At 44.5% G+C, this 19,511-nt stretch carries 9 protein-coding genes and 1 other annotated feature; of the genes, 2 read left to right on the forward strand and 7 right to left on the reverse strand.

Annotation, left to right across the window (positions count from 1 at the left end; genetic code table 11):
- Positions 1-32: 32 nt before the first annotated feature.
- Positions 33-1,136, forward strand: coding sequence for an ATP-binding protein (locus ACH9UM_RS11475; protein WP_004846890.1), 1,104 nt, complete (start codon positions 33-35; stop codon positions 1,134-1,136).
- The gene (locus ACH9UM_RS11480; RefSeq protein ID WP_278918843.1) at positions 1,129-1,836 is read left to right on the forward strand and encodes a response regulator; all 708 of its coding nucleotides are present in this window, start codon (positions 1,129-1,131) and stop codon (positions 1,834-1,836) included. Before ACH9UM_RS11475 ends, ACH9UM_RS11480 begins: the two co-directional genes overlap by 8 nt.
- A gap of 473 nt (positions 1,837-2,309) precedes the next feature.
- Here ACH9UM_RS11480 and rpoC read toward each other — a convergent pair whose 3' ends face one another.
- The 7 genes from rpoC to hflX all read right to left on the reverse strand — a co-directional run bounded on the left by rpoC (position 2,310) and on the right by hflX (position 19,487).
- Positions 2,310-6,059: a DNA-directed RNA polymerase subunit beta' gene (gene rpoC, locus ACH9UM_RS11485; protein ID WP_009243035.1), complete on the reverse strand. Its 3,750-nt coding sequence runs from the start codon at positions 6,057-6,059 to the stop codon at positions 2,310-2,312.
- Positions 6,060-6,076: 17 nt separating this feature from the next.
- On the reverse strand, positions 6,077-9,940 hold the full coding sequence (locus ACH9UM_RS11490) for a DNA-directed RNA polymerase subunit beta (RefSeq protein WP_009243036.1): 3,864 nt from the start codon (positions 9,938-9,940) through the stop codon (positions 6,077-6,079).
- Between the two features lie 478 nt (positions 9,941-10,418).
- Positions 10,419-10,793 carry a 50S ribosomal protein L7/L12 gene (gene rplL, locus ACH9UM_RS11495; protein ID WP_004846905.1) on the reverse strand — a complete coding sequence of 125 codons (375 nt, stop codon included), beginning with the start codon at positions 10,791-10,793 and terminating at the stop codon, positions 10,419-10,421.
- Between the two features lie 108 nt (positions 10,794-10,901).
- Positions 10,902-11,432: a 50S ribosomal protein L10 gene (gene rplJ, locus ACH9UM_RS11500; protein WP_009243037.1), complete on the reverse strand. Its 531-nt coding sequence runs from the start codon at positions 11,430-11,432 to the stop codon at positions 10,902-10,904.
- A 132-nt stretch (positions 11,433-11,564) separates the two neighbouring features.
- Positions 11,565-11,707, reverse strand: a sequence feature (ribosomal protein L10 leader region).
- Between the two features lie 8 nt (positions 11,708-11,715).
- On the reverse strand, positions 11,716-12,483 hold the full coding sequence (locus ACH9UM_RS11505) for a hypothetical protein (protein WP_009321449.1): 768 nt from the start codon (positions 12,481-12,483) through the stop codon (positions 11,716-11,718).
- Positions 12,484-12,932: 449 nt separating this feature from the next.
- Entirely contained in the window at positions 12,933-17,942 is a 5,010-nt protein-coding gene (locus ACH9UM_RS11510; RefSeq protein ID WP_287500686.1) for a discoidin domain-containing protein, read from the reverse strand.
- 303 nt (positions 17,943-18,245) lie between these two features.
- Positions 18,246-19,487, reverse strand: coding sequence for a GTPase HflX (gene hflX, locus ACH9UM_RS11515; protein WP_004846915.1), 1,242 nt, complete (start codon positions 19,485-19,487; stop codon positions 18,246-18,248).
- Between the last annotated feature and the right edge of the window lie 24 nt (positions 19,488-19,511).

Raw genomic sequence — 19,511 nt, forward strand, 5'->3', positions numbered from 1 at the left:
GCTTTTTTCATACTTTAAGCGAATAAATTACTATGAACAGACAAAACAACAAAACAGAACGAAAAAAAACGATTTCTGACACACTATTTACAGCTTTCATGCTCTTCACTGCGACTGCTGTTTCTTTTTGTTTCTTTCACTTAGGAAATAAAAATTCAGCAAACATCACTGTGATCTATACGCTTGCGCTCATTTTGACCGCTCTTAAGACGTCCGGATATGTATACGGCATTGTCGCCTCTTTATTCTGCGTCATCGCCGTTAATTTCCTTTTTTCTTATCCATTTTTTAAATTTAATTTTTCATTGGACGGATATCCTGTCACGTTTATCGGGATGCTCGCGATCACACTAATCACAAGCGCAACAACAACTTCTTTAAAACAACATCAAAAAGCCGCTGCGGAACGAGAAAAAGCGCTGGCAGAAGCTGATAAAGAAAAACTGCGTGCAAATCTTTTACGTGCCGTATCACATGATCTGCGAACACCACTCACAAGTATTATCGGCTCTTCCTCTTCTTATTTGGAAAACGGATCAGATATGACCGAATATGAACGAACCGAACTTGTATCAAATATTAAAGAGGATTCTGAATGGCTGCTGAATATGGTCGAGAATCTTCTTACGATCACGCGCATAGACAACAACTCTCAAGACAAAGTGAAGAAGTCTCCGGAAGTCGTCGAAGAAGTCGTTTCAGAGGCTATACAACGGCTCAGAAAACGGCTTTCGGACGTCCGTATCAAAGTCCATATGCCGAATGATTTTCTTATGATTCCCATGGACGCCACATTAATCGAACAGGTTCTCATTAATCTTCTGGAAAATGCTTCCGTTCATTCTGAAAGTACGGAAGAGATCGATCTGATCATTACACAGACAAAAGAGTGTGTTTCTTTTTCTGTCCGTGACTACGGAAAGGGAATCGATCCCGAACAGCTTCCTTATATATTTGAAGGTCAGCGCAGTTCCGGAAAAAATTCAGACCACCATAAAGGAATCGGAATCGGTCTGTCAATCTGTAAGACGATCATAGAAGCTCATGGAGGGAAATTAACCGCTGTCAATCACAAACACGGCGCCGAATTTATTTTTACACTTCCAAAAGAAAAGGAGGTTGAAGCAAATGCCTAAATTTTCAGTCTTAATCATTGAAGATGAAAAAAATATACAAACTTTCATGGGAAAGGTTTTAAAACGTCATGACTATCAGGTTCTTTATGCCGATACCGGTAAGCAAGGACTGGAAATGATCCGTTCCCGATGCCCGGATCTTATCCTTCTTGATCTGGGACTTCCGGACATGGACGGCTGTTCTATTATCCGGAACGTCCGTACATGGGCAAGTACTCCGATCATCGTTATTTCCGCCCGCACTGCCGAACGGGAAAAGGTTGCGGCTCTTGATCTGGGTGCTGATGATTATATTACAAAACCATTCGGAACTTCCGAGCTTCTTGCACGGATCCGCGCTTCCCTCAGACACAGCAATCGTCTGCTCACTGACAGCACCTTCTATATCCGTCCTTACCGACATAAGGATTTAATACTTGACTTTTCCAAACGGCTGCTCACGATTCGCGGCAATGCTGTCCATCTGACTCCGATCGAATATAAGATTGTAGCATATCTGGCGCAAAATTCCGGAAAAGTCATTACATATGCATCGATTCTTTCAAATGTATGGGGACCTTACGCTGATAATGACAATAAGATTCTTCGTGTCAACATGGCCAATATCCGCCGAAAAATCGAAGAAGATCCCGCACAGCCTCAATACATTTTTACCGAAGTCGGAGTCGGCTATCGTATGGCTGAAGATGAAGATGAGTAAATGTTAAAAACCCGCTAAGGTTTTTGCCGCTTTATTCCATTTTACACTTTGCTCCTTTAAAATAGAGACTGATTTGTTTTTATTTCATTTGTTTTGCACAGAAAATTATTTTTTTGTGTAAAACCGCAAAATTTATTTTAAGGAGTGACCTACAATGAATATCGGTTTAATTTTACTTATGCTAATCGGAGGCTCTGTCGGAGTTTTTTCTACACTCTACATTCTGATCAGCCTTCCTGTCATAATTTTTCTGAAGATTTATCGAAAAATTCGATTCGGAGCTTCTCTTTATGATTAAATAAAATCAATGATTTTCTTATCTTATGCATGTTTTTTACAGAGCTGAACAAAAAACTCCGTATACGTCACCGGGTTTTATCCCGAATCTGTATACGGAGTTTTTATTTTATCTTATTCTTTGTCTTTCTTGTTTATTATTCTTGCACTTTCTTGCTTAGCAGAACAATGATCTTTTATTCTTCTGTGACAAAAGCCTCTTCATCATCTGCTTCTTCTGTATCCATCACTTCATCCGTCAACGCTGTCTCTTCGTTTTCCAAACTTTCATTTACTGCATCTGCGCTTACTGCCTCAGCGTTTTCCGCTTCTGCATTCTCTCCTTCTGCGCTCTCTTCAGTTTCAAGTTCCTCTGCCAGCATCGCTTCTGCTCTGGCATCTGTATTTAACGCTACGTCACGATATTTTTTCATACCCGTACCCGCCGGAATATGTTTACCGATAATTACGTTTTCTTTCAGACCGACAAGATGATCGACTTTTCCTTTGATTGCCGCTTCGGTAAGAACTTTCGTTGTTTCCTGGAAAGATGCGGCTGAAAGGAAGGAATCTGTAGCAAGTGAAGCTTTCGTAATACCAAGCATGATCTGCTCGCCTATAGCCGGCTCTTTTCCTTCTTCTTCAAGACGCTCGTTTACTTCATTGAATTCAAGAACGTCAACCATTGTTCCCGGAAGGAATTCTGTATCACCCTTCTCTTCGATGCGGACTTTCTTCAACATCTGGCGAACGATAACCTCGATATGCTTATCGTTGATCTCAACACCCTGCAGACGGTATACTCTCTGCACTTCCTGAAGCATATAATCCTGAACGGCTCTAAGACCTTTGATCTTCAGAATATCATGCGGATTTACACTACCTTCCGTCAGTTCGTCTCCGGCTTCAAGCATCACGCCGTCCTGTATTTTAATACGAGAACCGTACGGGATCAAATACGCCTTTGATTCGCCTGTCTCATCATTTGTAACGATGATCTCACGTTTCTTCTTCGTGTCGGAAATCATTGCGCGTCCGGCAAATTCCGTGATGATCGCAAGACCTTTCGGCTTTCTCGCCTCGAAAAGCTCCTCGACACGCGGAAGACCCTGTGTGATATCGTCACCGGCAACTCCTCCTGTATGGAACGTACGCATTGTAAGCTGTGTTCCCGGCTCACCGATCGACTGGGCAGCCACAATACCAACTGCTTCTCCGACCTGAACCGCTTCTCCTGTCGCCATGTTTGCTCCGTAACATTTTGCACATACGCCGTTCTTACATTTACATGTAAGGATCGTACGGATCTTCACTTTCTTCAGTGACTCGCCGTTCTCATCCACGCCTTTTTTCATAACGCGTTCCGCGCGGCGCGGTGTGATCATGTGGTTTGCTTTTACGAGTACATTTCCGTCTTTATCTTTGATGTCCTCACAGGAATAGCGTCCTGTAATACGCTCCTGAAGGCTCTCAATCTCTTCATTTCCATCCATAAATGCAGATACATACATTCCCGGAATCTCTTTTCCTTCTTCTGCACAATCAGAATCATGGATAATCAATTCCTGAGATACGTCTACAAGACGTCTCGTCAGGTAACCTGAATCGGCTGTACGAAGAGCCGTATCTGACAGACCTTTACGAGCACCATGAGCAGACATGAAATATTCAAGTACGTCAAGACCTTCACGGAAGTTTGATTTGATAGGCAACTCGATCGTACGTCCTGTCGTATCTGCCATAAGTCCACGCATACCTGCAAGCTGCTTGATCTGCTTATCAGATCCACGGGCTCCGGAGTCAGCCATCATAAAGATGTTATTATATTTATCAAGACCTGTCAGCAGAGCCTCTGTCAGCTTATCATCGGTTGCTTTCCAAGTTTCGACAACTTCTTTATAACGCTCTTCTTCTGTTATAAGACCACGTTTGTAATTCTTTGTGATTTTATCTACGGTATTCTGTGCTTCCTCGATCATCTGAGGTTTCTGCGGCGGCACCGTCATATCTGAAATTGATACAGTCATAGCCGCTCTTGTAGAGAATTTGTATCCGATTGCCTTTACATTGTCAAGCACTTCCGCTGTTTGTGTTGCTCCGTGAGTATTGATTACTTTTTCAAGAATCTGTTTCAACTGTTTCTTTCCGACATGGAAATCAACCTCGAGAAGCAGCTCGTTTCCTTCTACCTCTCGATCTACGAATCCAAGATCCTGCGGAATAATCTCATTAAACAAAAGACGTCCGAGTGTCGCATCGATCGTTCCTGTCTTCTCAGTTCCGTCCGGCATCATTCTAGTTACACGAACTTTGATTCGCGAGTGGAGCGTAATATATCCGTTCTCATATGCAAGAATTGCTTCGCTCATGCTCTTAAAGAACATTCCTTCGCCCTTTACTCCCGGTCTTTCCTGCGTCAGATAATAAATACCGAGAACCATATCCTGTGAAGGAACCGCCACCGGTCCTCCGTCGGACGGTTTCAGCAGGTTGTTCGGTGAAAGAAGCAAGAAACGGCACTCTGCCTGAGCTTCCTGTGACAGCGGAACGTGTACCGCCATCTGGTCACCGTCGAAGTCGGCATTGTACGCTGTACAAACGAGCGGATGGAGCTTGATTGCCTTACCTTCTACAAGAATCGGCTCAAATGCCTGGATACCGAGTCTGTGAAGCGTGGGGGCGCGGTTAAGCATAACCGGATGTTCCTTGATCACTTCCTCAAGAACATCCCAAACTTCCGGCTGAAGTCTCTCTACCATTTTCTTTGCATTTTTTATATTATGTGCTGTTCCGTTTGCCACAAGTTCTTTCATAACAAACGGTTTAAACAGTTCGATTGCCATCTCTTTCGGAAGACCGCACTGATAAATCTTAAGTTCCGGTCCTACGACGATAACGGAACGTCCCGAATAGTCGACACGTTTTCCAAGCAGGTTCTGACGGAAACGTCCGGATTTACCTTTCAGCATATCTGAAAGTGATTTCAGCGCTCTGTTTCCCGGGCCTGTAACCGGACGTCCACGGCGTCCGTTGTCGATCAAAGCGTCTACCGCTTCTTGAAGCATACGTTTTTCGTTTCTTACGATAATGTCCGGCGCTCCAAGCTCAAGCAGTCTTTTCAGACGATTGTTTCTGTTAATGATTCTTCTGTACAGATCATTCAAATCACTTGTCGCAAAACGGCCTCCGTCAAGCTGTACCATAGGACGAAGATCCGGCGGAATAACCGGAATTGCAGAAAGGATCATCCATTCCGGACGGTTGCCCGACTCACGGAACGCCTCAACAACTTCAAGGCGTTTCACGATTCTCGCTCTCTTTTGACCTGTCGCATTTTCCAACCCTGCCTGAAGTTCTGCATATTCTTTTTCAAGATCGATGCTTTCCAGAAGTTCTTTGATTGCCTCGGCTCCCATGCCTACGCGGAATGAGCCGCTGCCCCACTTCTCTTTCTGTTCCTGATACTCTGTCTCAGAGAGAATCTGTTTATACTGAAGATCCGTCTCTCCTTTGTCGAGAACAATGTATGAAGCAAAGTAAAGCACTCTTTCCAATGTTCTCGGAGAGATATCAAGGATCAATCCCATACGGCTCGGAATTCCCTTGAAATACCAGATATGAGACACCGGAGCGGCAAGGGCGATATGCCCCATACGCTCACGACGCACACTTGCCTTTGTAACCTCGACGCCGCATCGGTCACAAACAACACCTTTGTAACGGATCTTTTTATATTTTCCACAATGACACTCCCAGTCTTTGCTCGGTCCGAAGATTCTCTCACAGAACAGTCCGTCTTTTTCCGGTTTTAATGTTCTGTAGTTGATCGTCTCCGGCTTTGTAACCTCACCTCTTGACCATTCCATGATCTTTTCCGGTGAAGCCAGACCGATCTTGATCGCGTCAAATGTTAACGGTTGATATTGTTGTTCATTATTGTTTGGCATATATTTGGATCCTCCTCTTATTCTTCCTCATAATCGGAATACTCGTCAAACTCAATGTCCACCGGGGCATCATCATCCGGCTCTTCCTCAGGTTCAACATCCTCGAGTTCCTCGCCTACAAACTCCTTCTCACTAAATCCGTGATCACCGAAAGATTCATTCTCATCACGGTACTTTCTGTCTCCTTCGATAATGTGACGCAGATCTGTCTCGCCGTAATCTACGTTCTCCATAATCTCTACTTCTGTATTGTCATCACGCAGGACACGCACATCCAACGCAAGAGACTGAAGCTCTTTTAAAAGCACCTTAAATGACTCCGGAATACCCGGTTCCGGTATATTTTCTCCTTTGATGATCGCCTCGTAAGTCTTCACACGACCTACAACGTCGTCGGACTTCACTGTCAGGATCTCCTGCAGTGTATAAGATGCGCCGTACGCCTCCAGCGCCCAAACTTCCATCTCTCCGAAACGCTGTCCGCCGAACTGTGCTTTACCACCGAGCGGCTGCTGCGTAACGAGGGAGTAAGGACCTGTAGAACGCGCATGGATCTTATCATCTACAAGATGGTGAAGTTTCAGGTAGTGCATGTGTCCGATTGTTACCGGACTGTCGAAATACTCACCTGTACGTCCGTCTCTCAAACGCACTTTACCGTCTCTTGAGAGCGGAACGCCTTTCCAAAGGTTTCTGTGTTCTCTATTGTCAGACAGGTACTGCAATACTTCCGGAAGAAGCTCCTGTCCATGCTTTTTCTCAAACTCTTCCCACTCAAGATTGACATAATCATTTGCCAGATCAAGAGTATCCATAATGTCGATCTCGTTTGCTCCGTCAAAGACAGGCGTAGAAATGTTAAATCCAAGAGCTTTCGCCGCAAGACTCAAGTGGATCTCAAGCACCTGTCCGATATTCATACGAGACGGCACACCAAGCGGATTCAAAACAATATCCAGCGGGCGCCCGTTCGGAAGAAACGGCATATCCTCTACCGGAAGCACACGGGAAACGACACCCTTGTTACCGTGACGTCCGGCCATCTTATCTCCTACAGATATCTTTCTCTTCTGCGCGATGTAAATTCTGACCGCCTGATTTACCCCGGGTGAAAGCTCGTCGCCGTTTTCTCTTGTAAATACTTTCGCATCTACAACGATACCATACTCACCGTGCGGCACTTTCAAGGATGTATCTCTTACTTCACGGGCTTTCTCTCCGAAAATCGCACGGAGAAGTCTCTCCTCAGCCGTAAGCTCTGTCTCTCCTTTCGGAGTTACTTTTCCGACGAGAATATCTCCGGCGCGCACTTCCGCACCGATACGGATGATTCCTCTCTCATCAAGGTCTTTCAACGCATCATCGCCGACGCCCGGAATATCTCTCGTGATCTCTTCAGGTCCGAGTTTTGTATCTCTTGCCTCTGCCTCATATTCTTCGATATGAACAGAAGTATAAACATCATCCTGTACAAGTCTCTCACTCAGAAGAACAGCATCCTCGTAGTTATAACCTTCCCATGTCATAAAACCGATGAGCGGGTTCTTACCAAGAGCCATCTCTCCGCCTGATGTAGACGGTCCATCTGCAATAACCTGTCCTGCCGCAACAACGTCGCCTTTATTAACGATCGGACGCTGATTGTAACAGTTACTCTGGTTGCTTCGCTGGAATTTTGTCAGCTTATAAGATGTCTTCTTGCCGTCTTCTTCGCGGACAACGATCTCTTTTGACGTAGAGCTTTCTACTGTTCCCGCCCGTTCTGCGACAACACATACTCCCGAGTCAACGGCAGCTTTTACTTCCATACCCGTACCGACTACCGGAGCCTCTGTCGTCAGAAGCGGAACTGCCTGACGCTGCATGTTCGATCCCATAAGAGCACGGTTGGCATCGTCGTTTTCAAGGAACGGAATCAGAGCCGTAGCGACTGAGAATACCATCTTCGGAGAAACATCCATGTAATCGAACTTGCTTCTCTCGTATTCCTGTGTTTCCTCTCTGTAACGACCGGATACATTTTTATGAATAAAGTGGCCTTCTTCATCAAGCGGTGTATTCGCCTGTGCCACATGATAATTGTCTTCTTCGTCAGCTGTCATATAAACAACTTTTTCTGTAACGACCGGATTTTCCGGATCAGACTTATCAATCCAACGATATGGCGCTTCAACAAATCCATACTGATTAATTCGCGCATATGTTGCCAAAGAGTTGATCAGACCGATGTTCGGACCTTCAGGCGTCTCGATCGGACACATTCTTCCATAGTGTGAATAATGTACGTCTCGAACCTCGAATCCGGCGCGATCTCTGGAAAGACCTCCCGGTCCAAGTGCGGAAAGACGTCTCTTATGTGTCAGCTCTCCAAGCGGGTTGTTCTGATCCATAAACTGAGACAACTGAGAAGAACCGAAGAACTCTTTCACCGCTGCCGTCACCGGTTTGATATTGATCAGTGACTGCGGGGAAATTCCTTCCTGATCCTGTGTCGTCATACGCTCACGGACAACTCTTTCTAATCTTGAAAGACCGATTCTGTACTGATTCTGGAGCAATTCTCCTACTGCGCGGATACGGCGGTTACCCAAATGGTCAATGTCATCATCCGTTCCCATGCCATATTCAAGATGCATATTATAGTTGATGGACGCGAGGATGTCCTCTTTTGTAATATGCTTCGGGATCAAATCGTGAATGTCACGTTTGATCAACGCTTTCATCTCTTCGATGTCTCCTGCGGACTCTTCGATAATTCCCGCCAAAACCGGATAATATACCTGCTCCGTAACACCTACTTCTTCAGGATCGATATCTGTAACAGCCTGAAAATCTACCATCATATTAGAAAGGATCTTGATGTTTCTCTCTTCATCTTCACCTTCTACCCACAGATAAGGAACGGCATTGTTCTGGATCTTATCTGCAAGTTCACGAGTAATCTTCGTACCTTTTTCAGCAACTATCTCTCCCGTAAGCTGACTCACCGCATCCTCTGCAAGTATGCAGCCTGCAATACGGTTTTTCAGCATCAGTTTCTTATTGAATTTATAACGTCCAACCTTTGCGAGATCATATCTTCTCGGATCAAAGAACATGCTGTTGATCAGACTTTCCGCGCTGTCTACTGCAAGCGGCTCGCCCGGGCGGATCTTCTTGTACAGTTCCAAAAGACCTTCCTGATAACTCTCCGCAGTGTCCTTTGTAAAGCTTGCAAGGATCTTCGGCTCTTCACCGAAAAGATCAACAATCTCTGCATTCGTTCCGATACCAAGTGCACGGATCAGCACTGTGATCGGAACTTTTCTTGTACGATCGACGCGCACATAAAAAACGTCGTTGGAGTCTGTCTCATATTCAAGCCATGCGCCTCGGTTTGGGATCACTGTAGATGAGTACAGTTTCTTTCCGAGTTTATCATGAGCAATGCCATAATAAATTCCCGGAGAACGCACGAGCTGACTGACGATAACACGCTCTGCACCGTTGATAACAAATGTACCCGTCTTTGTCATCAGCGGAAGATCTCCCATAAAAATCTCATGCTCGTTAATCTCATCAGTCTCTTTATTGTGGAGACGGACTCTCACTTTTAAGGGAGCAGCATAAGTCGCATCGCGCTCTTTACACTCATCGATCGTATATTTCACATCGTCCTCGCAAAGTGTGAAATCTACGAATTCCAGACTTAAGTGTCCGCTGTAATCAGCGATCGGGGAAATATCGTCGAACACCTCTTTGAGTCCTTCGTCAAGAAACCATTGATAGGAATCTTTTTGAACTTCAATGAGGTTAGGCATCTCCAATACTTCTTTCTGCCGTGAGTAACTCATGCGGAAACTTTTTCCGGTTTTAATGGGACGGATTCTGTTTTTCTCCATTGACGTTTCACTCCTCTATCATTTTTTCAATCATTCCTCTTTCGTTGTCCGCATCTCCTTTGTCGGACAACATCGAATGACCTGAATCTTTACAAACGGGACTTCTCTTGCATCTCAATTATTCCCGTTATCGTGGCAGTCGCCAAAACACCGTATAAACAGAGATTTTGGCACGTTGCTTCGCGTAAATGAAAAGAGCCTTGTAATAGTAATAACGCTTCTAATACGGCATACCTTTCCATAATAGTGCATTTTTAACTATAACACAAAGCTCTTTTCGTTGTCAATAACATTTCCCATTTTTTTCTTGACATTTTTCTTCATATATGATATTATGCGTCACTTTTCGACAAACGGCGATGTTTAACGTAAACGCACAACAAAGACAAAAGAACCGCAGAAGCATTTTATCTTCTGCGGTTGATTTTCTTAAGACCGTCTTACTTAAAGACGTTCATAAAGTTATCGGAAACTCCGATTATTTCATGCTAACTTCTGCACCTTCTGCCTCAAGTTTAGCTTTGATCTCCTCAGCCTCTGCTTTGGAAACACCCTCTTTGAGTGTCTTCGGAGCGTTGTCAACAAGCTCTTTTGCTTCTTTCAGTCCAAGACCTGTGATCTCGCGAACTGCTTTGATAACTTTAACTTTGGAAGCTCCTGCAGATACGAGTTCTACGTCAAACTCATCTTTTTCTTCTGCTGCTGCGCCACCGTCTGCTGCTGCTGCAACTACAACGCCTGCTGCTGCAGATACACCAAACTCTTCTTCACATGCTTTTACTAATTCATTTAACTCTAATACTGATAACTCTTTGATCGCTTCGATCATTTCAGCTGTTGTCATTTTAGCCATTTTTGATATCCTCCATTTTTAAATTTACTCTGCCGGACTCTTCTTCTGATCTCCGGTTCAGATTTTGTTCCTTTTTACATTGCGCCGCATATCCGGCACATCTGTATTTTACTCCTCTGCTGCCGCTTCTTCGGCCGGAGCCTCTGTTGCTGCCTCGCCGTCTTTCTCAGCGATCTGTTTAATAACACGAGCAAAGTTTGTAATCGGTGACTGCAAGCTTCCGAGCAATTTGGAGAGAAGTACCTCTCTTGACGGAATCTTAGCCAGTTCATTCAATCCGGCTACATCATATACAGTTCCTTCAATTACACCGGCTTTCATCTCAAGTTTGTCTGCTGTCTTAGCAAACTCTGCAAGAATTCTGGCCGGAGCTGTCGCATCTTCCTTAGATACGCAAAGTGCGCTCGGTCCTTCTAAATACTCATCCAGACCCGCGAACTCTGTTCCTTCAAATGCTCTCTTCATCATTGTGTTCTTACATACTTTGTAAGTAACGCCGGCTTCTCTGAGCTTTTTACGAAGCTCTGTATCCTGTGCTACTGTAAGTCCACGGTAGTCAACGATAACTACAGACTGAGCATCTTTGATGTCTTCTGCGATAGCTGCTACGATCGGTTGTTTTAATTCAACTTTTGCCACGTCCAGGTGCACCTCCTTATAGATTTTAAATGACTGCGTCCTGAGACCTTCAATCATCGGAAGCGCCGAAAGGCACATCCCGAGATTGCAGGCGATTACCAACATCCCGGGCAACCCCGAACTTTGGCTCGTCGCCTATACAAAAAACCTCTGCGACAGAAGACACAGAGGTTTACAAATGTTCTTTTTAAAAAGAATTCGTATCTTCCTCGGCAGGCGTTCTCAACCTTATGCCTAACGGCACCTGCTGTCTTCGGCAGTCAATTACTTTTATAAAATATCACTACTCATCCAAATTGTCAAGCACTTTTTTCACATATTGTTCCGCTTCACCTTCCGATAAAGAAAACTCTTCCTCATTATATTCCGTCAAAATCATATCGATTACCTCCGACCGATTTTTACGAAGTATTTCAGACAAAATTCCCTGACGGATGCAAGTGTCTACCGCCCGCTCTACCGCCTCTTCAAACGGAAGTTCTCCTGACATCTGCTGACGGATCATTGCGACAAACCGGGAATATTCCCGCAGTGTCACACACTTTTCCATAAGTTCTCTGTTGTGACCAAAATTAATATTCAGCACAACCGCTTTACATTCAAGCGCCGGCGGCACTTCTTTTCCCGTCTTAACAAACAAGTCGCTTAGTTTCAGTTCCTGTCGTTCCGGCTCTTGTTTCGTTCCGTTATAAAAAACAATATACTGCGGGAACGGGATATGTAAAGGAACGTTCATATAGAGCTTTTGTTTCACATCTTCGATCCGTTCCCGATAAAGCGACGCAAAGTAAAACAATCCTCTCAGCGGCAGATTTGGACTATATGAACTTTGATGTTCATATAAATTCATCACATCACCGATAATAAAGGACAAGTCATTCTTCATTCCCATGTACACAACATCTTCAATCGTTGTGATCGTCAGTTCATCGGGATTCGTATACGCGCTGTCATTAACCACGTTATACAGCTCCGGAAGTTCCTTTTTATCTCGAAAAATAATACGGAAAACCCTGTCTTTATACTTCCTGTGTATTCTTTTATTTTTCAACCGATTTCCTCTTTCATTGTAGCAAACATAATTATATGAAGCAATCAAAAATACGCGCTTTCCTCAGCGCCTTTATCCCTTTTTCTTTTCTCATGTTTTTTTACAAATTTGATTTTCACTGCAGCGACTGCCGCAAGATTATTAGAATTCAACGAAATAAAACCGGTTCTTTTTCTTCCCACATTCTCAGAAAACTGAATTTGTGATAAAAGAATAACACATCTTCTATTTTTGCACAAATATTTTATCTTTTTTCAATGACAGAATTCCTGTCATTAATTCACCATTACAAAATCTGTATCTGGGAGATGTCTGTATCTTATTTCGATTGTACGAACTACTATTTCGATATCGGAAGATCTGATATGGGATTACTCATACACAAAAGGCGATGCTTTACACGCACCGCCTTTTGTATTTCATACAGCATCTTACGAATCAGATGTTTTTTATTTCACTCTTTTTCTTCTAAAGAATGTTACTACAGCGATTCCACCTGCTGCCAGAAGAACTGTCAGATATCCTGCGATATTTGCGCTGTCTCCTGTGACAACCGCTGTGCTGCCAACGTTTCCGCCGTTTCCGCCCGGTGTCGGATTCGGCTGCGTCTTAGGAACAAGACCTTTATAAGCTGCTTCCAGAGCCGCTTTCGCCGCATTCACATCATCTTGTGTCGCATTCGGATTTGCAAGGATCTTTTCTGCTTCTGCACGGGCTTTATCAAATGCCGCCCAGCTTTCTGCTGTGTACCCGTCCGATTTAATGTCTTTATACGCTTCATAAAGATTCTTCAGTCCGCTTACATCTGCAGCGCCCGGGTCTGGATCCGGTGTCGGGTCTGGATCCGGCTTCGTTTCCTCTTTCTTGAGTGATTTAAACGCTTTTTCAAGATTCTCCGCCGCTTTATCCACTTTTTCCTGTGTTGCTTTTTCATTTGCAAGAACCGTTTCCGCCTCTGTACGTGCTTCAGCAAATGCCGTCCAACTTTCTGCTGTATACCCGTCTGCTTTGATACCTTTATATTTATTATAAAGCTCCTGCAGTTTGCTCTTATCCACTTTGCCCGGTTCTGGATCTGAAGTTACCTTGTCCTCTAAAATGAGAGATGTCATTGCTTTTGATAATTCTCTCTTCATGATTTCCACATCATTCGCATCTGCATTTTCCGCAGACGCCAATTCTTCTGCCTCTGCAATCTTGTTCTGAAGCGCATCCCATGATTCTTTTGTAAATCCTTCATTCTTGATTGCTTTTGCCTCGGTGATCACAGCAGTCAAACCTTCAATATCTGCCGGAACGTCGGCCTGATGCAGTTTTAATTCTGCCGCAGCGCCATTGTTATTTGCCGCCTCCAGATAAACCAGACGCACATGTTTCGTAGTAACTTTGTTAAAATCAATTACTTTTGTATCCGCATTATTTTTCAATGTGCCTTCTGCATGCTTCGTATAATTTGTTCCGTCATTGCTGATCTGAATCTCATACTTAGTCACATTTCCGTTTGTTCCTGTCTGACGCGGCACATAAGTAAGTCCGTCAACCGCCATTGGTTCTTCCATTTCAAGATCGATCCAATGGGGCATAGTTGTGATATCCCACTTTGAATGCCAGATTGTGTTTGTGTCTCCATCCAGCGCTTTATCCGGCGCAGATCCGTTATCCTGATGCGAGGATGCTGTCGCCGTAAGTTTTGCATTATCTACATAGTTGACATTTCTTTCTTCAACCAGTGTCAGACCTGCCAGAGCATCTGCCAGCATTTTCTCATAACCGTCTACCGTACTCTGCATTTCTTCCGGCAGTCCGGTACGAATCTGCGAAAGCACGTACTCAAGCCATGCCGCCGATTCTTCTGTAAACGGAGAAAGATCCGACGGGATTGTCTTCTTGAGCGTTTCAATTCTGCTGTAGTCCGCTTCTTTGTAATCGCTGTCGTCTAAAACTGCTTTTATCTCTGCCGCCAAGTCATTGATTGCCGACGCGTCAGGATTATAAGCTGCAAATATCGCCTCTGCCTCTTTTACAAGCTGGGCAAGTTGTGCATTTTCCGTTTTTCCGATTACCTGATTTGCAGTAAGCACTGCGTAATCAAGCGGCATTGTAGACGCAAAATCAGCATTCGTTCCAAGGCGGACGTCGTCCACGTAACCTGTGAACGCATTCTTAGTACTTCCGATTCTTTCGATCGGGAACATCGTTGTCGCAAGCAGCGGTCTTCCCTCTACCCGTTCATCGTCTCCAAGTACGTCTCTTAACTCTCCGTTGACATAGAGATATGTCTTATTCTGCTCATTTTTAAATTCCAGTTCTACCCATTCATTGACAGGCAGTTTATAGTTAAAGGAATAATCATGATTTTCTCTTGTGAAACCAACCTTTCCGGTTTCTTTTTGAACTGCTTTGATCGTTCCGTAGCTGCTTTCAAAGAGAATCTGTTCTTCGTCGCCGTCTGTTGTCCTCTTTACTTTTACGCGCAAATCATTTCCAAGTCCTGCCGTCGCAAGATCTGTACTTACATAGCTTTCTTTGCCTTCGAGCTTCAGCGCGTTTCTTCCGTCTACGCTTTCGATAGCGGCATTCTTTCCTTCTTTAAGATCCTGTCCGCTGCCGGAAGCATCTTTCATATTATCCATCGGATAATGAACTGCCGCGCCTTCTTCGTTTTTCTCTGTCTCGTATGTAAAGTTTGTCCGCGGAGCTGTTCCAAGCGCCGCATAATCTTCTTTTGCCGCGCTTAAGTCTTTATTTCCTTTTCCCCACAGCTTTGCGCCAAACAATGCGATCTCATTGTCGATACGATCATATACGTCATATTCGCTGACACCGTTTTCCAGATAGTCTGTCATGTCGTTCCATACCGCAATAGCGCCGCCGATCATCTGTTTATCTCCTGCCGGAATTGTCACTCCGCCGATAGAGTTGATTGCCAGATTATATAATGTATCTTCATTCAGATAATCATAGTAATAGCCGGCATTCGGAACAATGTAGTAATTTCCGTCGTTGCAGTTGATCAAATCGTAACCCTGCTCGTACATCTTGTCCATATTTGCCCAGCCAAAGTTCCACAGGTTCATCTGCACGCCTTCGCTGCGCACCGAAGTTTCTCCCTTGATCGTGGAAAGACTTCCCCAGATACGCGGCGTACGTCCGCTGTCCTGCACATACTTAAGCATGTCGTCCGCAAACTTTCTGTATGCTTCCGGCGCCGCCGTATATTCATCCGCGCCGACATGTACGACCGTATCTTTATCGAATACCGGATCGGACAGATCTTTTCCCATATATTCATTGAAAATACTCTGTACGAATTCCAGACTTTCATCATATTTTTCTTTCAGCGCAAGATGATCGTTGTCTCTTCCGTATGTACCGTGACGCAGATCCGGTCTTACCTTTGTCAAAGCAAGAGAATGTGCCGGCGTATCGATCTCCGGTACAATATCCACTCCGTATACCCTTGATTCCTGAATCAGGTTTCGGAACTCGTCTTTTGTATAGAATACGTCTTTACTCGTCAGATCCGCCTTATACAGACCGTCTTTTCCGCCTTCTTTAATATCAGATTCCAGACGGAATGCAGAATATGCCTGCATCGGATCTTCTCCGATCTGGGAATAGTGCTCCAGCGGGATCAGGTTATCGTTCAGATGGATCTGGAAGTCGTTCATCTTATACCATGACATCTGTTTTACCGTATCTTCCAGCCAGTCCATTGTAAACGTCTTACGTCCGACATCCAAAAAGAATCCGCGTACTTTATAAAGCGGGTAGTCTCTTGCAACACCCTGCGGAATATTTCCGTTCGCTTTCAGGCTCTGTAAAATCGTTCTTGTTGCCCAGAATGCTCCTGTTGTTGTCTCCGCTTCTACCGCAGTCTTTTCATCTACCGTCATAAGGTAGCCTTCCTCCTGCAGTCCCTTTCCTTCTTTTGTCAGCGCAAAGAAAAAGTCGCCTGCATTCGCCGAATCTGCAGTTACTACAGGGAGCGTCTGTCCCATAATTGCCTCATAATCTTTTGCAAATGCATCTGCCATTTCCTGAAGTTCTGCATCTTTAATGACAATACGGCTTCCCGCATTCGGAGCAAACGTTCCGGCATTTCCCTTCCATTCTCTGATTTCCGGCAAAACGTCCGGCGCTGCGTTATCTCCTTCTTTCGTTTCATATTCTCCCGGAACTGTTACCGGAATTTCCTTGAAACGATAAGAGCCGTTTTCTTTATTCTCGATTTTAAAGGAAACTTTCACTGTCGTATCTACAACCGGCTGATAAAGATTCAAATCCGCATCTACAACCTGTTCATAATCCGTTCCGTTATATGTTACCTTTTCCGTTTTTGTTTCTTCCGGAATATGGACTGTCAGCTTCTTATCACCCTTTTTCGGAGTATCAACCGAGATTCCTTCCTCGATATCTACCTTAGGCTCGCCGCCGTATACTTCCATTTCATAAATCGAGATCGAATTCCAGCTTGCCCCTTCATTATCAGGATCATTCTTTGTAAATGAATTGATGTACAAGCGCACATATCTTGCTTTCTCAACTTTATCCAACACGATTGCATCTTTCAATGCCTTCGGACGATCCTGTACGTGCTTCACATCTTTCCAATCGGATTCCGCCGGCGCTTCTGCCGTGTTTGCGATCTGGATCTTATAGTCCGTCGCTTTTCTTGTTTCCCAGAAAATACAGACTGTTTTTACATCCATTTCTTTTCCGAGATCGACATAAATCCAGTGCGGGGCGTCCGCTACCGCGCTACTCCATCTTGAGCTTCGATCTTTTGTGTTGCCGTCAAACGCTTTCGCCGCGATCAAACTATTATCTTCTGTAGAATCTGCTGCTGCCGTTTTTTTCAGAGCCACGTTTTCTTCCGGGTCTTGCGGTTTTTCCGGAGTTGTCTCTTCTTTATCACGGATCTCAAATTCGCGAATCGAAACGCTGTCAAAAGCTCCTGTTTTCAACGACTCCACCGTCAGCTTCACGTATCGGTAACTTACCGGTTTTTCCAGCGTTACCACTGTATCCTGCGGAAAACCTTCCGCCTGTTTATCCTCCGACTGATGGATCAAAGTCCACTTTGAATTGTCGTTAGAACCTTCGATTTTGAACTTCCCGATCAACTGTTTTCCTACGGTAACTCCTGTACCGCCTTCACTTAAGATGCGGAACTGCGTAAAGGACTTTTGTTCTCCCAAGTCCACTTGCAGCCATCCCGGGGCCGCACCTTCAGAAGACCACCGCGTTTCATCGTTGCCGTCAACTGCCTTTGACGCGCTCATATCATTACCGTTTTGATTGTACTGGGCATTTGCAGTCGCCTGACATCCCAAAGCCAGATTCACCGCCTTGTCCTCTGCCCCTTCCGCAAGAGAAAGCATCCCATTTGACAAGACGCAGCTTGCGCATAATGATACCGCCAATAGTCTTTTGAATGACTTTTTCACGTTATGCATTGCTTCCTTGTTCCTCCTTTTTCATAACTTTTTCTCGGAAATAATCCCCTGATTTCCTCATAATACAAGAAAAAATGCAATCCCTGCTTTACCAACCATATAATCAGTTAAAAAGGTCTTGCCTGCTCTGTACAGCAATACTCTGTCACATATTTTCTTGTATCATCTAAATAATGTTACCAATTTTCAACAAAAATGTCAAATTATTTTCCGCTTTTTGCACCACTTTCCCTACCGGTTTCATTACTATCTTACAGCTTTAAAACTATCGTTCCCTCATATTTCCCCCTTTATTTTTGGTAATTATATACAAACCTTCCCATAAATATCTTTCGGAACGTACGCTTTCACTTCAATCCCTTCCGGAACATACTTCTCCGACAAAAGTTGTCCACGACTTCGGATAAGCTGAATTTTCGATGCTTCCGAGAAATCATACAAACGCTCCACATAGATCTGTTCTCTTCGTACGATCTCGAGAAGCGCCTTTTTTAGTTCTGCAAGACCTTCTCCTGTTTTTGCCGAAGCCGGAATTGAATATTCCGCCTGAAAATCCCGATAGCTGCCTGCCGACTCGAGTTTATCCTGCTTATTAAAAAGTGTGATCACCGGTCGGTCTGCCGCTCCAAGCTGACGCAATGTATCGTAAACGACATGCATTTGCTCATCCATTTGCGGATTAGACGCATCTACCACATGAATAATAATGTCCGCATACTTCGCTTCTTCTAACGTACTTTTAAACGCTTCCACAAGGTGATGAGGCAGTTTTCTTATAAAACCGACCGTATCTGTAACTAATATTTCCTGCGTATTATCGAGAACAAGAGAGCGGGTTGTAGTATCTAATGTAGAAAACAGCATGGCGTCTTCTAAAATGCCGGCATTTGTCAGCGCATTTTCTATACTGCTCTTTCCCGCCGATGTATATCCTACTAAAGCCGCCACCTTTAATCCCGACTGTTTTCTCTGTGTCCGTATTAATTCCCGATGCTTTTCCACGTCTTTTAGTTCTTTTTTCAGTCTGCTGATCCGTTCTCTGATCAAACGCCTGTCCATCTCCAGCTTTTTTTCTCCCGGACCTCTCGTTCCGATCCCCCCGCCGAGACGGGATAAAGATCTGCCAAGCCCCGCCAGTCTTGACGCTCTGTATCGAAGCTGAGCAAGCTCCACCTGGATCTTTCCTTCTCCCGATACTGCCCGCGCCGCAAAAATATCAAGGATCAAAAGCGTCCTGTCTATAATTTTACATGACAGTTCTTCTTCAAGGTTGCCTAATTGTGCGCTCGTCAGCTCATCGTCGCAAATAATCCCCGTCGCGTCAGTCTCCCATATAAGATCTTTGAGTTCCGTCAATTTGCCTTTCCCGATATATGTTCCCGGATGCGCGCTCTCTCTTGGCTGGATCAGCCTGCCGACTACAGCCGCTTTTGCAGTTTTCGCCAATTCCGAAAGTTCGTCAAGCGAACGGTTTGCCGCATCTTCATTTCCCGTATCGATTCCGACGAGGATCACCCTCTCGTCGATTTGCTCCATCTCATACATATTATTTCTCCGAATTTTCTTTTA

This window comes from Mediterraneibacter torques (genome assembly GCF_044591705.1).
GTDB classification, from domain to species: Bacteria; Bacillota; Clostridia; order Lachnospirales; family Lachnospiraceae; genus Mediterraneibacter; species Mediterraneibacter torques.

Excerpts from the sequence above, each read along its gene's own strand:
- ACH9UM_RS11475 (WP_004846890.1), top strand. The coding sequence starts at position 33 with ATGAACAGACAAAACAACAAAACAGAACGAAAAAAAACGATTTCTGAC.
- ACH9UM_RS11480 (WP_278918843.1), top strand. The coding sequence starts at position 1,129 with ATGCCTAAATTTTCAGTCTTAATCATTGAAGATGAAAAAAATATACAA.
- rpoC (WP_009243035.1), bottom strand. The coding sequence starts at position 6,059 with ATGCCAAACAATAATGAACAACAATATCAACCGTTAACATTTGACGCG.
- ACH9UM_RS11490 (WP_009243036.1), bottom strand. The coding sequence starts at position 9,940 with ATGGAGAAAAACAGAATCCGTCCCATTAAAACCGGAAAAAGTTTCCGC.
- rplL (WP_004846905.1), bottom strand. The coding sequence starts at position 10,793 with ATGGCTAAAATGACAACAGCTGAAATGATCGAAGCGATCAAAGAGTTA.
- ACH9UM_RS11510 (WP_287500686.1), bottom strand. The coding sequence starts at position 17,942 with ATGCATAACGTGAAAAAGTCATTCAAAAGACTATTGGCGGTATCATTA.
- hflX (WP_004846915.1), bottom strand. The coding sequence starts at position 19,487 with ATGTATGAGATGGAGCAAATCGACGAGAGGGTGATCCTCGTCGGAATC.